Genomic DNA, 15,305 nt, shown 5'->3' with positions numbered 1-15,305 from the left:
ACCGCTCGGGCCCCCCCCCCCCCGCCGCGGGGCGCCGCCCCCCCAACCACCGCCCCCGCGCCCCCCCCCGGGGGGGGCCCCCCCCCCCCCGCGCGCCCACCGCCCCCTTTTTGGCAGGATCATCCCGCGGAGGTGACGGGATGACCGGAATCGAACTGGCCGAGATGACCGGCGAGCATGCCGGCCAGGTGCTGGAGATCTACCGCCTGGGCATCGGCACGGGCGACGCGACGTTCGAGACCGAGCCGCCGACCTGGGAGAGGTTCATCGCCGGCAAGCTGCCCGGCCACCTGTTCGTGGCACTCGACGAGTCGGGCCGGGTCGCCGGCTGGATCGGGTGCGGGCGGGTCTCCGAGCGCCCCGCGTACGCCGGAGTCGTCGAGCACTCCGTCTACGTGCACCCGGGCGCCGGCCGCCGGGGCGTCGGCCGCATCCTGCTGCGAGCCCTGATCGACTCCACCGAGGCGGCCGGGATCTGGACGATCCAGTCGGGTGTCTTCCCGGAGAACACCCCCAGCCTCGCCCTGCACGCGGCGTGCGGTTTCCGGGTGATCGGCACCCGGGAACGGGTCGGCCGCCTGCACGGCCGATGGCGTGATGTGACCCTGCTGGAGCGCCGCAGCCCGGTCGTCACCTGAAGGCGTGATCCGGAACCTGTGAATTCCCATGACTGCGGTGAATCGGACGCACAATGGGTCGACGTCAACGGAGGAAAGACCTACCGTTGACGGCCCGGAAACATTCGGGTAACTGGAGGTTCGGCATGGCCGCCAGCACGCTCGACGTCACCACCACCTCCGACGGAACCCTCGTCATCCACCCCCGCTGCCTGCGCGCCGACGAAGACGCGACCGAGCTGAGGCGGGCCCTGATCCACGCCATCCGGCACGTCCGCCCCTCCTATCTGGTGCTGGATCTGGCCGACGTCCGCGAACTGGACTCGATCAACCTGGGCGCCCTGGCCGCGGCCTGCCATCTCGGAGACGACCATCAGGTGACCGTCTTCGTCGACCACACCTCCGCCGGCATTGCCCTGCTGCTGACCGCCGCCGGAGTCCCCACCCACCGCATCCGTCACATCCTGTGAAGCGCTGTCTCGGTATACGTGAGGCAGCGGTGCGAACCGGCCGTAGACCTTGGTGGTCACCGGCAATACTCTTTGCAGATCGGTGAACGGTTCGCAGGCGAAGTCCGCTCAGCTTCCCCCGGGCCGGGCCGACGGAAGGGAAACGTCACATCCCCGGGGAGTCCGTATGCCGCAGTCGTGGAACCCGTCTCGCGACGACGGCGGGACCCGCTCATGACCGGCGCCCTACAGGCCGCGACCCCGGCCGGCCTGGCGGCGAAGACCGACAAGGCCGGCCTCCTGAAGCAGGCGGTCGCCCATTTCGACCACTCCGACCCGGCCGCGGCCCGGGAGCTGGCGAACATGGTCGCCGAGGGGGACGACGAGGCGCTGCGGGCTCAGGCGCTGACCCTGCTGGCCCGGTGCCATCTGGTACTCGACGAGCATGTCGAGGTGCTGGCGCTGGCCCGGGAGGCGCTCGACCTGTGCTGGCGGATCGGTGACCGGGCCAGTGAGGCGATCGTGCACGCCACCGTTGCCCGGAGCCTGCTGTTCACCTGTGACCCGGTCAGCGCCATGGAGGAGATCCTGACGGCGATCGAGGTGGCCGAGGCCAGCGGCGACCTGACCGCCCGGATGCTGTCCACCGGCACCGCCGGGACGGTCTACTACTACCTCGAGCAGTACCACCACTGCCTGGAGTTCTGCGAGCGGGCCGCGGAGATGGCGCGGATCCTCGGTGACGAGATCACCAACGGCGCCATGACCGACACCATGGCCTGTGCCAACATGTGCCTGGCCGAGGAGGCCCGCGCGGCAGGTGACGAGGACCGCGCACAGTCCCTCAGCGCGATCGCGCAGGACCAGTCGCGGGAGGCCATCGTGATCGCCCGCCGCCGGGGCCACCGCCGGCACGAGGTGATCGCGCTGGGTAACCTGGCCGAGAGCCTGGCCTTCTCCGGCCGCGCCGACGAGGCCCTGGAACTGCTCACCGCCTGGAAACTCGACCCGGCCCGGGAATCGCAGTCGATCATCACGCATCTGCTCGACACGCACGGCAGCATCTGCCTGGCCAGCGGCCGGTACGACGAGGCCATCGGCCACCTGCGTGCGGCGATGGCGGCGGCGGAGAGCAAGAACAGCCGGATGGTGTCGGCCGAGCATCTGGCCGAGGCCTACGAACGCAACGGCGATCTGCGCAGTGCGCTGGACACGTACAAACTCTTCCACGCCCTGTCGAAGGAGGTGGCGTCGGAGGCGGCCAAACGCAGCGGAAGCATCGCCGTGGTGCGGATGGAGACCGCGCAGGCCAAGGCGGCAGCCGAGGAGGAACGCGCCCGGGTCACGGCGTTGCAGCACGCCAACCAGGAGCTGCTGCGGCAGAGCCTGGAGGATCCGCTGACCGGGCTGGCCAACCGCCGGCACCTCGACGAGGTGATGGCCGCCGGGCTGGCCGGGCACGCGATCATGCTGGTCGACGTCGACCATTTCAAGCGGGTGAACGACGAGTATTCGCATCTGGTCGGTGACCGGGTGCTGCGGGAGCTCGCCGGGCTGCTGCGGTCCGCCTGCCGGGCCGAGGACACGGTGGTGCGGTTCGGCGGCGAGGAGTTCGCGGTGCTGCTGTCCGGTTCGGATCTCACCTGCGCGATGGCCACCGCGGAACGGCTGCGCGCCGAGGTCGCGACCCATTTCTGGGGCGAGGTGGTGCCGGACCTGGCGGTCACGGTGAGCATCGGGCTGGCGCTGGGCGACGAGTCGATCGACCCGGCGGTGGTTCTCGGGCACGCCGACGAGCGCCTCTACGCCGCCAAACGAGCCGGCCGCAACCGGGTGCACGGCCCGGCGGAGACGCCGTAGGTGGCGCGCAGCCCCAGGGGGCCGGGCTGCGCGCCACCGGGATCAGGCGACGGTGCGGATCAGCTTGCGGTTGAGGAACTCCTCGATGCCGTACCGTCCGAGCTCCCGGCCGAACCCGGACCGCTTCACACCGCCGAACGGCAGCTCGGGCCCTTCGGCCCCGACCCCGTTGATGAAGACCATGCCGGTGTCGAGGCGGTCGGCGACGCGGCGGGCCTGCTCCGGGTCGCCGGTGAAGACATAGGACCCGAGGCCGTACGGGCTGTCGTTGGCGATCTCCACGGCGTGGTCCTCGTCGCGTGCCCGGATCACGACGGCGACCGGCCCGAACAGCTCCTCGTGGAAGCTCTCCACCCCGGTCAGCACGCCTGGCGGATACCACGCGCCGTCGCGTTCGCCGGCGGTGGCGAGGCTGGCGCCGCCCGCGACCGCGTCGGCGACCTGCTCCTCGAGCCGGACTGCGGCGCCCGCTGACGACAGCGGCGCGGCCGGGGTGGCCAGGACGGCCGCGGTGAACCGCTCGACGAACTCGTCATACAGGTCCTGCTGGACGATGAACCGCTTGCCGGCGTTGCAGGCCTGCCCGTTGTTGTCGACCCGGGCGGTGACCGCGGCGGCCACCGTGGCGTCGAGGTCGTCGGCGCCGAGGACGATGAACGGGTCGGACCCGCCGAGTTCGAGGACGACCTTTTTCAGGTGGCGGCCGGCGATCTCGGCGACCGCTGCGCCGGCCCGCTCCGACCCGGTGAGCGAGACGCCCCGGACCCGCGGGTCGGCGATGACCTGTTCGATCTGCTCGTTGGTGGCGTAGATGTTGACGTAGGCGCCGTCCGGGAACCCGGCGTCGGCGAAGATCTTCGACAGCAGAGCGGCCGACGACGGGCACTGCGGGGCGTGTTTGAGCACTACCGTGTTGCCGGCGACCAGGTTGGGGCCGGCGAACCGGGCAACCTGGTAGGCCGGGTAGTTCCACGGCATGATCCCGAGGATCACCCCGACCGGCCGCCGCTGGATCACCGCCGAACCGTCGCCGTCGAGCAGTTTGATCTCCTCGTCGGCCAGGAACTCGGCGGCGTGGTCGGCGTAGAACTGGTAGATCGACGCGCTGAAGTCGACCTCACCGAGCGCGTCCTCGAAGGGTTTGCCCATCTCCTGCTGGATGGTGCGGGCCAGTTCGTTGCGGCGCTCGGTGTGCAGCTCAGCGACCCGGGCGATCAGGGCGGCCCGCTCGGCGACGGTCAGCGCCGACGTGCGGTAGGCGTCGTGCGCGAGGCCGACCGCCGCGGTCACGTCGGCGTCGGTGGCTGTGGGGTAGGTGGTGACGACCGCGCCGGTGGCGGGATCGACGACTTGGTAGAGGCTCACTCGGGGACTCCGCTCAGGTGCTCGTGGACGGCCAGCCACTGTCCGTCACGCTGGTGGAAGACGATGGTCTCCCGCTCGTCGAGGGTCTGCTCGGTCCCGTCGAGACGGACGACCGTGCGGACCCGGTGGGTGAAGATCGCGACATCCGCCCCCACAGGTTGCACGTGCTGGTCCGTGGACTCGCAGGAGAGCACGCGGAAACCATCGCGTTCCCATCCGTACCACAGCTGCTCATAATCGGACAGCGACCGGACGGGCTGTGTGGTGGTGTGGAAGACGAACGTCGCGTCTTCGGCGAAGCCGCGGAAGTAGGCCGCGGTGTCGTGGGCGCCGAACGCCGCGACGATGCCGGCCGCCGCATCGAGGACCGGGGTCACGAGTCTTTCCGGGGAGCGAGCGCGGACAGGATCTCGTAGATGGTGTGAGCTGCGGCGATGCCGGTGATCTCGGCGTGGTCGTAGGCGGGGGCGACCTCGACCACGTCGGCGCCGACCAGGTTGAGGCCGGCGAATCCGCGCAGCGTGGCGAGCAGCTCGCGGCTGGTCATGCCGCCTGCCTCGGGGGTGCCGGTGCCGGGCGCGAAGGCCGGGTCGAGCACGTCGATGTCGATGGACAGGTAGACCGGCCGGTCGCCGACCCGGTCGCGGATGCGCTCGACGATGCCGCGCGCGCCCAGGTCGTCGATCTCCACGCTGGGCACCACGTGGAAGCCGAGCTCGCGGTCCTCGTGCAGGTCACGGCTGGAGTAGAGCGGGCCGCGGGTGCCGACGTGCAGGCAGCCGGAGGTGTCGATCAGGCCCTCCTCGGACGCCCGCCGGAACGGGGTGCCGTGGGTGTGCGACGCCCCGAAGTAGGTGTCCCAGGTGTCCAGGTGAGCGTCGAAGTGGACGACCGCGACCGGCCCGTGTTTCGCTGCGACGGCCCGGAGCAGCGGCAGCGCGATGGTGTGGTCTCCGCCGATCGAGACCAGGCGCCCGGCCCGTTCCAGCATCGCCCGCGCACCGGCCTCGACCTGCGTGATCGCCTCGTCGAGGGAGAACGGGTTGACCGCCAGGTCGCCGGCGTCGACGACCTGCTGGCTGGCGAACGGCGACACGTCGGCGGCCGGGTTGTAGGGCCGCAGCAGCCGTGATGATTCCCGGACATGGGCGGGGCCGAACCGGGCGCCTGGACGGTACGAGACGCCGGCGTCGAACGGGACGCCGATGATCGCCACGTCGACGTCGGAGACCTCGTCGATGCGGGGCAGCCGGGCGAACGTGGCCGGGCCGGCGAACCGGGGGACGACGGTCGCGTCGACCTGACCGACGCGACCGTCCTGGACGATACGGGGAACGGAGGACATGGAATTCCTTACTCGGTGGCGCCGGTGCGCGCCTTGACGCGGTGCTCGGAGGCGGCGTGGTCGTCGACGATCGCCGGCATCTCGGCCTCGGCGGCCGGGACACCGCGCGGCCCGTCGGGACCGAACACGTAGCGGGGCTCGGGGAACAGGTGGATCAGGGCGAGGTAGAGGACCGCCGCGGTGCCGATCGAGACGGGCAGGCTGATGTCGATGCCGCCGGCGACGTTGCGGAACGGGCCCTCGATCAGCGGTGGGTAGTTGGCGAACAGCAGGCCGAGGATCGCGGCCGGGATCCAGGCGGCCATGCCGCGCCAGTTGACGCCGTTGCCGAACCAGTAGGCGCCGCCGGTCCGGCCCTGGTTGAACACCTGCAGGTCGGCCTCGCGGTAGTGGCCGCGCCGGACGAAGTACCCGATCGTCATGATGATCATCCACGGGGTGGTGCAGATGACGATCGCGCCGACGAACGCGTTCACACTGGCCAGCAGGTCGAACGCGAGCCGCCCGACGAGGATGAAGACGAATGCCAGGCTGCCGATGACCAGGGACGCCTGCACCCGGTTGAGCCGTGGGAAGACCGAGGAGAAGTCCAGCCCGGTGCCGTAGAGCGAGGTGATGCCGGTGGACAGGCCGCCGAGGAAGGCCACCACGATCAGCAACAACGCATACCACGCCGGGGAGACGTTGATCAGGGCGACGATGTAGTCGGCCTCGCCGGCCACCAGGGTCGCGGTGAACACGCCGAACAGGAACGGCACGAGCGTCGCGAGCTGCGCGCCGAAGGTGGCGGCGAGCAGGCGGGACGGTTTGGTGCCGGCCGGGATGTAGCGGGACCAGTCGCCGAGGAACGCGCCGAACGAGATCGGGTTGCCCATCACGATCAGGGCGGAGAGCACGAACGTCGGCCAGAACGAACCCAGCGCGTACGCCTCCGGGCCGGGGTTGTAGCCGAAGTCGAGGGTGCCGCTGTACGCCAGGACGCCGAGCAGGATCAGGGCCGTGTTGCCGTAGACGACGATCTTGTTGACCAGCAGCATGAACGCGTAGCCGTAGATCACCACGACGATGACGATCGCGCCGAGGATGGCGTAGACCACCCCGCGCAGCAGGTCGGAGTCTTCCACGCCGGCCAGCCGGACCAGCGCGCCCACCACCGCGTCGCCACTGACCCACACCGAGATCGAGTAGAAGGCGATCGCGGTGAGCAGGGACAGGAACGAGCCGACGATCCGCCCGCGGACCCCGAAGTGGGCGCCCGAGGCGACCGCGTTGTTGGTGCCGGTGAGTGGCCCGAACAGGCCCATCGGGGCGAGGAAGACCGATCCGACCAGGACGCCGAGGACGGTCGCGGCGACCGCTTGCCAGAGGGACAGACCGAGGAGTACGGGAAAGGTGCCCAGGATGACGGTGGCGAACGTGTTCGCCCCGCCGAACTGGATGCGGAAGAGGTCGAGGGGGCGGGAGTGCCGGTGTGCCGCCGGAATGGTGTCGATGCCGTGCTGCTCGACCTCGGTGACCCGGGGCCGCTGTATGTCTGTCATGGCGTGTGTCCTTCGCCGAGGAACGCTGATGCGGGGAGAGTAGGCGTAAGTTTCTCCCCACGCAACGGGTGTTGCATGTAGGGCTACTCGTTTTGCCAAGCCGTTAACGAAGGGAAAAACATGCGTGTCCGCCGCATCGTCGATCTGTCCGTGCCGGTCGGCGCCGGAACACAGGTATATCCGGGCGACCCTGAACCGCGGCTGAACGTGCATGCCACCGTGCCGAACGATGGTTACAACCTGCTGCGCGTCGAGATGGGTTCGCAGACCGGCACCCACGTCGACGCGCCGTACCACTTCCGCGACGACGCGCCCCGCCTGCACGAACTCGACCTGGGACTGTTCACCGGGCCGGGCGTGGTCCTCGACGTCCGCGGCCTGGCGCCCCGTACGCCGATCACCTGGGACCTGATCGACCCGGCCGGCCTCCGGCCCGGTGTGATCGCGCTGATCTGCACCGGCTGGTCGCGGTTCTACGGCACCGAGGCCTACTTCGACCATCCCTACCTCGACGCGGGGGCCTGCCGGAACATGCTCGACCTGGGCGTCCGCACGTTCTGCGTGGACGCCGTCAACATCGACGAGACTCCTTCGGCGATCGGCTACCCGGTCCACCACCTGATCGCGCAGGCCGGCGGGGTGATCGGCGAGAACTTCCGCAATCTGGAACTGATCGACTTCCCCGACCCCCTGGTGGCCTGCCTGCCGATCGCCTTGGAGAATGCAGACGGGGCGCCGGTACGGGCGGTCGCGTGCGAGTTGGAGGACTGAATGGCTGGCCAGGTCCGGCGGGTGGCCCAGCCACCGGCCTCCGGCGCGGCGATCGGCGGCCGGCTGCGCGCCGCCCGGCAGACACGCGGGCTCACCCTGCAACAGGTCGCCGACGCGACCACGCTCAACAAGGGGTTCATCAGCCGCCTCGAACGCGACGAGGTGTCCCCGTCGGTGGCGTCGCTCGTGTCGATCTGCGAGGTCCTCGGCATCCGTGTCGGCGAGCTGTTCGAGCCGCCGGCGACGTCGCTGGTCCGGGCCGGCGAGGGGCGGCCGATCAACTTCGGCGGCAATGACGTACGCGAACTGCTGCTCACCCCTGGCACGCAGAGTCAGCTACAGGTCATCCACTCGACCGTCGAGCCGGGTGGCAGCGGTGGCGACGAGCTGTACACGCTCGACTGCGAGGTCGAGTTCGTCTACGTGATCAGCGGGAGCCTGGAGATCCGCCTCTCCGAGGAGACGGTGCTGCTGAACACCGGCGACGCCTTCACGTTCCCCGGCCGCGAGCCGCACACCTGGATGAACGCGACGTCCGGCGCCGCCGAGGTGGTCTGGGTGCTCGCTCCCGCCCCCTGACCCCCGCCGATCTTGTGGCCTTCGGCGAGACAGGTGCGACCGAAGTCAGGTCAGCTGGGCGGCGGCCAGGCCGGCGGTGATCAGCAGGCCCAGGCCGTTGGTCGCCCAGTGCAGGGCCGCCGCGGCCAGCAGACTGCCGCTCCGGCGGCGCAACTCGCACAGCAGCAGGCCGGCCAGCGCGGTGAAACCGACCGCCCCGGCGACCGCCAGCACCTGACCGGTCAGGCCGGTGCCGAGGATCGAGCTGACCGCGCCGTTGGCGCTGTTCAGGCGCAGGGACGGCAGGATGTGCCACAGCCCGAACAGCGCCGACGACGTGATGCTCGCCCAGACCGCGCCGCGGTGACGGTTGACCAGGCCCATCAGCACACCCCGGAAGGCCACCTCCTCCAGCAGCACGGTGCCCAGCGGCACCACCACGAACGCGGTGAGCAGCGCGGCGCTCAGATGCAGGTGGTACCGCACGTCCTGGAAGGCGGGCCGGGTCAGCGGGATCGCCGCGCCGATCGCATAGACGACGGCGACCGCCGCGATGGCGCCGAGGGCATATTTCAAACCCGGCACGAGGGTACGGCGGGACAGCCCCAGTTCGTGCCAGGTGAGGCCGGTGCGGCGGGCGAACAGGACCAGTCCCAGCGCGACCAGCGGGCCGGCGATCAGGCCGGTGCCGGGCGGGCCGTACTTGTTGGCGACGTTGACCGTGGCGAGCACGGCCACGACGGCGCCGAGAACGAGGAGGAGGCGGGGACGGGTCACGAGGACAAGACGGTACCCGGGAACCGCGCCACAATCCGGATCTTCGTCACCGCGTGTGAACTTCAACTCGTCACGGAAAGAACCCGGCACGTGGCGCGACGCAGTCAGAGCAGGTCGAACGCGACCCGGGCCGGTCCGATCCGGGTACGTGCCCGGTGCGCTCGGTGACACCACCGAGTGAACCCCGGGCGGCCCGGCGGCGTACGTCCAGGCATGGGAAAGCGCGTGCACGCCAGTCCGCAGTGGTGGTGGCGGATCCTGATCGTGCTGGCAGCCGTGGCCGGGCTGTACAGCGCCGACTACCCGATCCTGGCGTACACCACGCAGAGTTCGGTCATCGCCGTCGGCTACTACTGCGGGGTCCTCTACTGGATGCACCGCCGGGTGACGGTGGAGGCGGCGGCGCCCCGGCTGCGGGTGGCGGTGCTGTCCTGGATCATGCTGAGCGGCCTGGTCCTGCGCTTCGTGCTGGCCGGCGGCGCGAACCCGCTGCCCGGCGTGCTCACCGGCGATCCGGGGGACATCTCGTCGTTCCTGCTGCACTACGTGCTGCCGGGGATGGTGTTCGCCGACTGGCTGCTGTTCCGGCCGTACGGCCAGGCCCGCTGGCGCGATCTGCCGGGCTGGATGCTGTTCCCGCTCGGCTACGCGGCGATCGTGCTGGCCCGCGGCGCACTGGTGACCGGGCGGTACCCGTACCCGTTCCTCAATCCGGACCGTCGCGGCTGGGACGGCGTCGGACTCTTCATCGCCGCACTGGCCGCCGCGTTCGCCCTGGTCGGCGCCCTGCTGATCGCCACCGATCGACTGCGCCGCCCGAAAATGCCCACGCAGGGTTATTAACTGATCGCGCGTTTGAACCGTCGACGCTACGTGTCCGTACCTTGCACGGGGAATCACATCGATGGGGTGACGGGCGTGGTGGAGCGGAACGACGGGCAACGCCCGAGACTGCGGATAGCCGGCTACGTGTCCGGCCACGCGGAACCGGTGGACGGCCAGGAACCCGCCCCGGTCGCCGAGCCCGGCCCCACCCCGCGCCCGCTGCCCCTGCGGCTGCCGAACATCTCCGACTACTGGCCGGACCGGGGCCGGCGGCCACCACCGGCCACCGCCCCGGTGCCCCACGAACCGCGCCGGCACACCCGCCCGGTCATCGCCGCCGGGCTGCTGGCCGGGCTGGTGATCACCGGCACGCTGCTGCTGACCCGCCCCGAATCCCCGCGCGAGCAGCAGGAACTCGCCGCACCGGCGGCCACCACCACCGCGCCGGCCACCACGGCGCCGGTCAGCGTCGCGCCGTCCACCGAGGCACCGGCCGCGGAGAAGACCACACCGCCCGCCCCCTCTCCCCCGCCCGAGGAACCGACCCGGATCGTCGCGGCGAAATTCGTGCTCACCACCGGCGTGACCCGGCTCGACGTCCGCACCGCCGACCTGGACGGCGACAACTTCCGGGTCACCACCCCGAAGGACTCCGGCCTCGACGTGGACGCCGATTTCCAGGACGACACACTCAGCGTCAGCGCCGAACCGGACGGCCGGGAGAACGGCAGCGGCCGGGTAGACGTGCTGCTCAGCGAAGACATCGTGTGGCGGCTGCGGATGGGCGCAGGCGTGCACACCGCCACGTTCGACATGAACGGCGGCACGGTCAGCGACATCGACCTGATCGGTGGCGCGCAGACCATCGAGATCGAGCTCGGCCGCCTCGACTACACGCTGCCGATCCTGATGGCCGGTGGCGTGCACACCTGGAAGATCCGCACGTCCCAGAAGGTGCCGGTGAAGCTGGCGCTGGGCAGCGGCGCCGGTGACGTCACCCTCTACGGCGACGAGAAGGGCGGCGTGAGCGGCGGCGACACGATCCGCAAGGGTGACCTGGACGACGAGCCGGGGCTGAACATCGACGCCGAAGCGGGTATCGGCTTCCTGGACATCTCCCGCGACTGACGGTCTCCTCGGTAGCGTCCGGGCATGACCGCTCCCCTGGACGGCCTGCTGGTCGCCGACTTCAGCCGGGTCCTGGCCGGGCCGCTCGCCACGATGACGCTGGCCGACCTGGGCGCCACGGTCGTCAAGGTGGAACGCCCGGGCAGCGGTGACGACACCCGCAGCTGGGGTCCGCCGTGGACGGCCGGTTCGTCGGCGTATTTCGACGGGCTCAACCGCAGCAAGTACAGCCTCACCCTCGACCTCGCCGCCGACGCGGATCTCGAAGCCGCGCGGGAACTCGCGGCCCGCGCCGACGTGCTCGTGCACAACCTGCGGCCGGCCGGGATGCGGGGGTTCGGGCTCGACTACGAGACGGTCGCGGAGATCAACCCGGCGGTCGTCTACTGCACGGTCACCGGGTTCGGGCCGGACACCGACCTGCCCGGCTACGACTTCCTGGTCCAGGCCGTCGGCGGTCTGATGAGCATCACCGGTGATCCGCAGGGCGACCCGACCAAGGCCGGGGTGGCGCTGGTCGACGTGCTGACCGCCAAGGACGCGACCATCGGCATCCTGGCCGCGCTGCACAAACGCGAACGTACCGGCCACGGCGACCACGTCCAGGTGAACCTGCTGTCCAGCCTGCTCGGCAGCCTCGTCAACCAGGCGTCCGGGTATCTGGCGACAGGTGCTCCGCCCGGCCGGATGGGCAACCGGCATCCGTCGATCGCGCCCTACGAGACCCTGCGCTGCGCGGACCGGCCGATCGCGGTGGCCTGTGGGAACGACCGCCAGTTCGGCCGGCTCTGCGCCGAGCTGGGGATTGCGCCGGTGGCCGGGGACCCGCGGTTCGCCGACAATCCGTCGCGGGTCGCCCACCGGGACGAACTGGTCGCCGCCCTGGAACAGGCGCTGGCCGCCGACACCGCCGCGAACTGGGAGGTGCGGCTGACCGCGGCCGGCGTTCCGGCGGGGCTGGTCGGTGACATCGGGGACGCGATCCGCCGGGCCGGCTCCTACGGTCTGGAACCGCTGGTGCCGCTGCCGGGCGGCGGCGCCCAGATCCGCCACCCGATCACCTGGACCCGGGCGTCGGTCGCTCAGCCGGCCGACCCACCGGCCCTGGGCGCGCACAACGGCGCCCTCCGCGCGTGGCTGTCCGACACGTCCGGGTCCCCGCTTCCTAACGTCCCTCGCGAACCAGCCGCAGGGCCAGCGCCGGACAACGGCTGACCGCCTCACCCGCCTCGCCCTCCAGGGCCGCGGGCACGGACAGGTCACCGCCGGACCGGGCGGCCGGATAGCCCCAGTCGTCCTCGACCAGCAGCTCCGGCAGCAGTTCGGTGCAGAGCCCGCGCCCGTCGCAGGCGGTCCAGTCGATGTGCAGCCGTTTCATCGGCCCTCCCCGCTGACGTGGCGCCCCGATCGCGGCACGGAGACGCCGGATTCCTCGGCCTGGCAACGGCCGGACAGGTGCGCGGCGACGTCGGTCTCGAAGGCGCGCATCGCGCTCAGGACCAGGCGGGCCGTGCCGTCCGGGTGGCGGCAGGCGCCCCGGCCGGTGACCAGGCGGGCCAGGCGCTCGACCTCGGCCGGCAGTCCCGGCCGGATCCGGCGCAACGCCAGGTCGGCGAGGGTCTGCGCCATCCGCGGCAGACCGTTGATGCACGGGCCGCACTGCCCGGCGACCTCCCCGGCCAGGTAGGTCGCGATCCGGGCGCTCTCCACCAGCCCGCAGGACCCGGCCGGCAACGCGACCACCACGCCCGCGCCCGGGGACGCGCCATAGCGGGTCATCGCGGCCCGGCTGACCGGCAGTTCGGGGTCGGCCGGCACCCAGCCGCCGTGGTATCCGCCGACCAGGACCGCCTGCAACCGGCCGGCCGGTCCACCGGCGGCGGCGATCAGGTCACCGAGCCGGACCCCGTAGCCGGCCTCGACCACGGCGCCGGGCCGCTGCACCGCGCCGCTGACGGTGGCCAGGAAGGTGCCCGGCTCGTCGGCGGTTCCGGCGGTCCGGAACCAGCCCGGCCCGTACCGCGCGATCAGTGCCAGGTGGGCGAGCGTCTCCACGTTCTGGACCAGGGTCGGCGCGCCGCCGGCGCCGGACTCGGTGATCCGGATCCGCTTGTCGGCCGGTAGGGCGTCCCGCCCGGTGACCGCCGCGACGGCCGCCGACTCCTCACCGGAGACGAACGCGTCGGGAGCAGTGCGCAGCTCGACCGGCAGCGTCCGGAGCGCGCTGTGGGCGGCGGCGGGCGCGTACAGGTAGGTGGTTCGCGCGCCGGTCGCCCGGGCCACCAGCTGGAGCCCGTCCACGATCAGGCCGGGCGCTGCGGCGAGCAGGGCTTTGTCCTTGCCGGAGGCCGGTTCGCCCTCGGCGGCGTTCGCGATCACCACGGCCGGGCGGCCCGCCGCGGCGACCGCGGCGAGTTTGCGCCACACCGGGAAACCCGCTCCCCCACGACCGGTGATCCCGGCGTCGCGGGCCATCGTGATGATCTCGGCGCCGGTGAGCGCGGGCAACGGTCCGTGCCCGGCACCGCTGAGCAGTCGTGACTCCGGCGCGACGACGGAACTGATGGTCATACGGCTCTCCTTCAGCGAGAGAAAGTCGGCACACGGCGGCGGGCCGCACGGCCCGCAAAAGCTTCGAACCCGGAGGAGGTACGCCAGACGACCGCCGCCACCACGACACCGAGGCAGCCCAGCGAGATCGCCCACAGCCACCAGGTGCCCGAGTCGCTGCCGGCCCCGAGCCCGTGGGCGAGAGCGATCGGCCAGCACAGGTAGCTCGCCCAGTGCACGGCCCGCCAGGCGCCGGCCCCGATCCGGTGCCGGAGCAGACTGGTCGCCACGATCGCGAGGATCAGGTCCAGGGCCACCGTGCCGAGCCCCTGCCAGAACGGGCTGTATTCACCGACGAACGGCACCACCAGGTCGATCAGGTCGAGTTTCGCGTACGAGTCGAACAGCAACGCGACCACGTGCCCGGTCAGGAACACCACGCTGAGCAGGGCGGCGTTGCGGTGGACCAGGTTCACCGCGAAGCGGGGCAGCCCGAACGCCGGCCGCCCGGACCGGGCCCCGATACCTAGGGCCACCACCACCGTCAGCAGGATCAGCGAGACCACCCCACTGCCCCGGGCGAAATACCAGAGCACGTCGTCGCTCATCGCGGCCACCCGCCGAGCTCGACGACCTGAAACGACGGGCTGACCAGCCGGCTCGGCACGCCGCCGAGCAGAGCCGGGGCGTCGTGCCCCCGGACGATCGCGGCGGTGCTGAGCGTGTTGGCCCGCAGGCAGCTGAACGCCGCCACCGACACCGTCCGCCACACCCGCGGCGCGGGCCGCCCGGTGGCCGGGTCGACGATGTGGTGCAGCAGTTCGCCGGGCCGTCCCCAGGTGCGCCCGGCGGTGCTGGAGGTGGCCAGGGCCGCGCCCGCCGGCAGCCGGATCGTGCACGCCGGATCTCCGGGCCGGTCCTGCACCAGCACCTGCCAGCCGCCGTCCGGGGCGGGCCCGGCGGTGGCGATGTCCCCGCCGAGCGCGACGAGCACCCCGGTTCCGAGAAGTTCGGCGATCCGTGCGGCGGCCCGGTCGGCGGCGACCGCTTTCGCGGTGGCGCCCAGATCGAGCAGAACCCCGTGCGGAACGGTCAACTCCCGCCCCACCAGCCGGACCGACCGCCAGTCCGGCGCCGGGAAGACCCGCACACCAGTGCCGACCACCCGGCCGGCGAGCTGCGCGAAGTCCCGGTCGTAGCCGAGCGCGCAGAGCGCCGCGCCGATCGTGGGATCGACCGCCCCGCCGGTCTGCCGGGCCGCGTCCAGGGCGGCGCCGACCAGCTCGGCGAGCAGCGAGCTGACCACGATCGGCCGCCCGCCGCCCCGGCACACGTCGCGGATCTCGGAGTCCGGCCGGAATCGGCTGCACGCCGCGTCGACCGCGGCCAGCTCGGCCCGGAGCAGGCCGGCGGCCCGGTCACGCTGCGCCGGGTCGGTGACGACCAGCCGGGCCACGGTCCCCCACACCTCCCACTGCGCGGTGTCCGCCCCGACCGGGAGCGTCTCGACGAGCGGCAT

General features: G+C 71.6%; 17 protein-coding genes. 8 read left to right on the top strand and 9 right to left on the bottom strand.

Annotated features, from left to right (window positions below):
• Window positions 1–140: 140 nt before the first annotated feature.
• From AB0E94_RS48485 to AB0E94_RS48475, 3 genes are all read left to right on the top strand, one after another.
• Window positions 141–638 carry an N-acetyltransferase family protein gene (locus AB0E94_RS48485; RefSeq protein ID WP_360342170.1) on the top strand — a complete coding sequence of 166 codons (498 nt, stop codon included), beginning with the start codon at window positions 141–143 and terminating at the stop codon, window positions 636–638.
• A gap of 125 nt (window positions 639–763) precedes the next feature.
• Window positions 764–1,087, top strand: a complete 324-nt coding sequence (locus AB0E94_RS48480) for an STAS domain-containing protein (protein WP_360342167.1) — start codon at window positions 764–766, stop codon at window positions 1,085–1,087.
• A gap of 213 nt (window positions 1,088–1,300) precedes the next feature.
• Window positions 1,301–2,926 carry a diguanylate cyclase gene (locus AB0E94_RS48475; protein WP_360342159.1) on the top strand — a complete coding sequence of 542 codons (1,626 nt, stop codon included), beginning with the start codon at window positions 1,301–1,303 and terminating at the stop codon, window positions 2,924–2,926.
• A gap of 42 nt (window positions 2,927–2,968) precedes the next feature.
• Here the strand turns inward: AB0E94_RS48475 and AB0E94_RS48470 are convergent, their stop codons facing one another.
• From AB0E94_RS48470 to AB0E94_RS48455, 4 genes are read right to left on the bottom strand one after another with little or no spacing between them, the layout of a single operon-like run.
• Window positions 2,969–4,291 (bottom strand): NAD-dependent succinate-semialdehyde dehydrogenase, encoded by a 1,323-nt coding sequence (locus AB0E94_RS48470; protein ID WP_360342156.1) that lies wholly within the window; start codon window positions 4,289–4,291, stop codon window positions 2,969–2,971.
• Entirely contained in the window at window positions 4,288–4,668 is a 381-nt protein-coding gene (locus tag AB0E94_RS48465) for a nuclear transport factor 2 family protein (protein ID WP_360342153.1), read from the bottom strand. The genes AB0E94_RS48470 and AB0E94_RS48465 overlap by 4 nt, the downstream gene beginning before the upstream one ends.
• Window positions 4,665–5,636: an agmatinase gene (speB, locus tag AB0E94_RS48460; protein WP_360342150.1), complete on the bottom strand. Its 972-nt coding sequence runs from the start codon at window positions 5,634–5,636 to the stop codon at window positions 4,665–4,667. Before speB ends, AB0E94_RS48465 begins: the two co-directional genes overlap by 4 nt.
• Before the next feature lie 8 nt (window positions 5,637–5,644).
• Window positions 5,645–7,177, bottom strand: coding sequence for a cytosine permease (locus AB0E94_RS48455; RefSeq protein ID WP_360342147.1), 1,533 nt, complete (start codon window positions 7,175–7,177; stop codon window positions 5,645–5,647).
• Window positions 7,178–7,297: 120 nt separating this feature from the next.
• Between AB0E94_RS48455 and AB0E94_RS48450 the strand changes: the two genes are divergently transcribed.
• Window positions 7,298–7,948 carry a cyclase family protein gene (locus AB0E94_RS48450; RefSeq protein ID WP_360342144.1) on the top strand — a complete coding sequence of 217 codons (651 nt, stop codon included), beginning with the start codon at window positions 7,298–7,300 and terminating at the stop codon, window positions 7,946–7,948.
• Window positions 7,949–8,527 carry a cupin domain-containing protein gene (locus AB0E94_RS48445; protein ID WP_360342141.1) on the top strand — a complete coding sequence of 193 codons (579 nt, stop codon included), beginning with the start codon at window positions 7,949–7,951 and terminating at the stop codon, window positions 8,525–8,527. It abuts the gene before it with no gap.
• 45 nt (window positions 8,528–8,572) lie between these two features.
• Here the strand turns inward: AB0E94_RS48445 and AB0E94_RS48440 are convergent, their stop codons facing one another.
• A complete protein-coding gene (locus tag AB0E94_RS48440) occupies window positions 8,573–9,283 on the bottom strand; it encodes a CPBP family intramembrane glutamic endopeptidase (protein ID WP_360342138.1) in 711 nt (236 codons plus the stop codon).
• Window positions 9,284–9,496: 213 nt separating this feature from the next.
• Here AB0E94_RS48440 and AB0E94_RS48435 point away from each other — a divergent pair, with 213 nt between their 5' ends.
• The 3 genes from AB0E94_RS48435 to AB0E94_RS48425 all read left to right on the top strand — a co-directional run bounded on the left by AB0E94_RS48435 (window position 9,497) and on the right by AB0E94_RS48425 (window position 12,451).
• Window positions 9,497–10,126 carry a Pr6Pr family membrane protein gene (locus AB0E94_RS48435; protein ID WP_360342135.1) on the top strand — a complete coding sequence of 210 codons (630 nt, stop codon included), beginning with the start codon at window positions 9,497–9,499 and terminating at the stop codon, window positions 10,124–10,126.
• A 75-nt stretch (window positions 10,127–10,201) separates the two neighbouring features.
• Window positions 10,202–11,236, top strand: coding sequence for a hypothetical protein (locus AB0E94_RS48430; protein ID WP_360342132.1), 1,035 nt, complete (start codon window positions 10,202–10,204; stop codon window positions 11,234–11,236).
• 24 nt (window positions 11,237–11,260) lie between these two features.
• On the top strand, window positions 11,261–12,451 hold the full coding sequence (locus tag AB0E94_RS48425; RefSeq protein WP_360342129.1) for a CoA transferase: 1,191 nt from the start codon (window positions 11,261–11,263) through the stop codon (window positions 12,449–12,451).
• Here AB0E94_RS48425 and AB0E94_RS48420 read toward each other — a convergent pair.
• From AB0E94_RS48420 to AB0E94_RS48405, 4 genes are read right to left on the bottom strand one after another with little or no spacing between them, the layout of a single operon-like run.
• A complete protein-coding gene (locus AB0E94_RS48420) occupies window positions 12,402–12,614 on the bottom strand; it encodes a ferredoxin (RefSeq protein ID WP_360342126.1) in 213 nt (70 codons plus the stop codon). The genes AB0E94_RS48425 and AB0E94_RS48420 overlap by 50 nt on opposite strands.
• Entirely contained in the window at window positions 12,611–13,807 is a 1,197-nt protein-coding gene (locus tag AB0E94_RS48415) for an NADH-ubiquinone oxidoreductase-F iron-sulfur binding region domain-containing protein (RefSeq protein ID WP_360342124.1), read from the bottom strand. The genes AB0E94_RS48420 and AB0E94_RS48415 overlap by 4 nt, the downstream gene beginning before the upstream one ends.
• A gap of 11 nt (window positions 13,808–13,818) precedes the next feature.
• A complete protein-coding gene (locus AB0E94_RS48410) occupies window positions 13,819–14,394 on the bottom strand; it encodes a ferric reductase-like transmembrane domain-containing protein (protein WP_360342121.1) in 576 nt (191 codons plus the stop codon).
• Window positions 14,391–15,305 carry an FAD:protein FMN transferase gene (locus AB0E94_RS48405; RefSeq protein ID WP_360342118.1) on the bottom strand — a complete coding sequence of 305 codons (915 nt, stop codon included), beginning with the start codon at window positions 15,303–15,305 and terminating at the stop codon, window positions 14,391–14,393. The genes AB0E94_RS48410 and AB0E94_RS48405 overlap by 4 nt, the downstream gene beginning before the upstream one ends.

It is taken from the genome of Actinoplanes sp. NPDC026670, from assembly GCF_040638175.1.
In the GTDB taxonomy this organism is placed as follows: Bacteria; Actinomycetota; Actinomycetes; order Mycobacteriales; family Micromonosporaceae; genus Actinoplanes.
Note: the sequence above shows the minus strand (reverse complement) of the source record. Positions and strands in the feature narration are given on the sequence as shown.

Excerpts from the sequence above, each read along its gene's own strand:
- AB0E94_RS48415 (WP_360342124.1), bottom strand. The coding sequence starts at position 13,807 with ATGACCATCAGTTCCGTCGTCGCGCCGGAGTCACGACTGCTCAGCGGT.
- AB0E94_RS48405 (WP_360342118.1), bottom strand. The coding sequence starts at position 15,305 with ATGCCGCTCGTCGAGACGCTCCCGGTCGGGGCGGACACCGCGCAGTGG.
- AB0E94_RS48480 (WP_360342167.1), top strand. The coding sequence starts at position 764 with ATGGCCGCCAGCACGCTCGACGTCACCACCACCTCCGACGGAACCCTC.
- AB0E94_RS48420 (WP_360342126.1), bottom strand. The coding sequence starts at position 12,614 with ATGAAACGGCTGCACATCGACTGGACCGCCTGCGACGGGCGCGGGCTC.
- AB0E94_RS48450 (WP_360342144.1), top strand. The coding sequence starts at position 7,298 with ATGCGTGTCCGCCGCATCGTCGATCTGTCCGTGCCGGTCGGCGCCGGA.
- AB0E94_RS48410 (WP_360342121.1), bottom strand. The coding sequence starts at position 14,394 with ATGAGCGACGACGTGCTCTGGTATTTCGCCCGGGGCAGTGGGGTGGTC.
- AB0E94_RS48435 (WP_360342135.1), top strand. The coding sequence starts at position 9,497 with ATGGGAAAGCGCGTGCACGCCAGTCCGCAGTGGTGGTGGCGGATCCTG.
- AB0E94_RS48455 (WP_360342147.1), bottom strand. The coding sequence starts at position 7,177 with ATGACAGACATACAGCGGCCCCGGGTCACCGAGGTCGAGCAGCACGGC.
- AB0E94_RS48445 (WP_360342141.1), top strand. The coding sequence starts at position 7,949 with ATGGCTGGCCAGGTCCGGCGGGTGGCCCAGCCACCGGCCTCCGGCGCG.
- AB0E94_RS48475 (WP_360342159.1), top strand. The coding sequence starts at position 1,301 with ATGACCGGCGCCCTACAGGCCGCGACCCCGGCCGGCCTGGCGGCGAAG.
- AB0E94_RS48425 (WP_360342129.1), top strand. The coding sequence starts at position 11,261 with ATGACCGCTCCCCTGGACGGCCTGCTGGTCGCCGACTTCAGCCGGGTC.
- speB (WP_360342150.1), bottom strand. The coding sequence starts at position 5,636 with ATGTCCTCCGTTCCCCGTATCGTCCAGGACGGTCGCGTCGGTCAGGTC.
- AB0E94_RS48485 (WP_360342170.1), top strand. The coding sequence starts at position 141 with ATGACCGGAATCGAACTGGCCGAGATGACCGGCGAGCATGCCGGCCAG.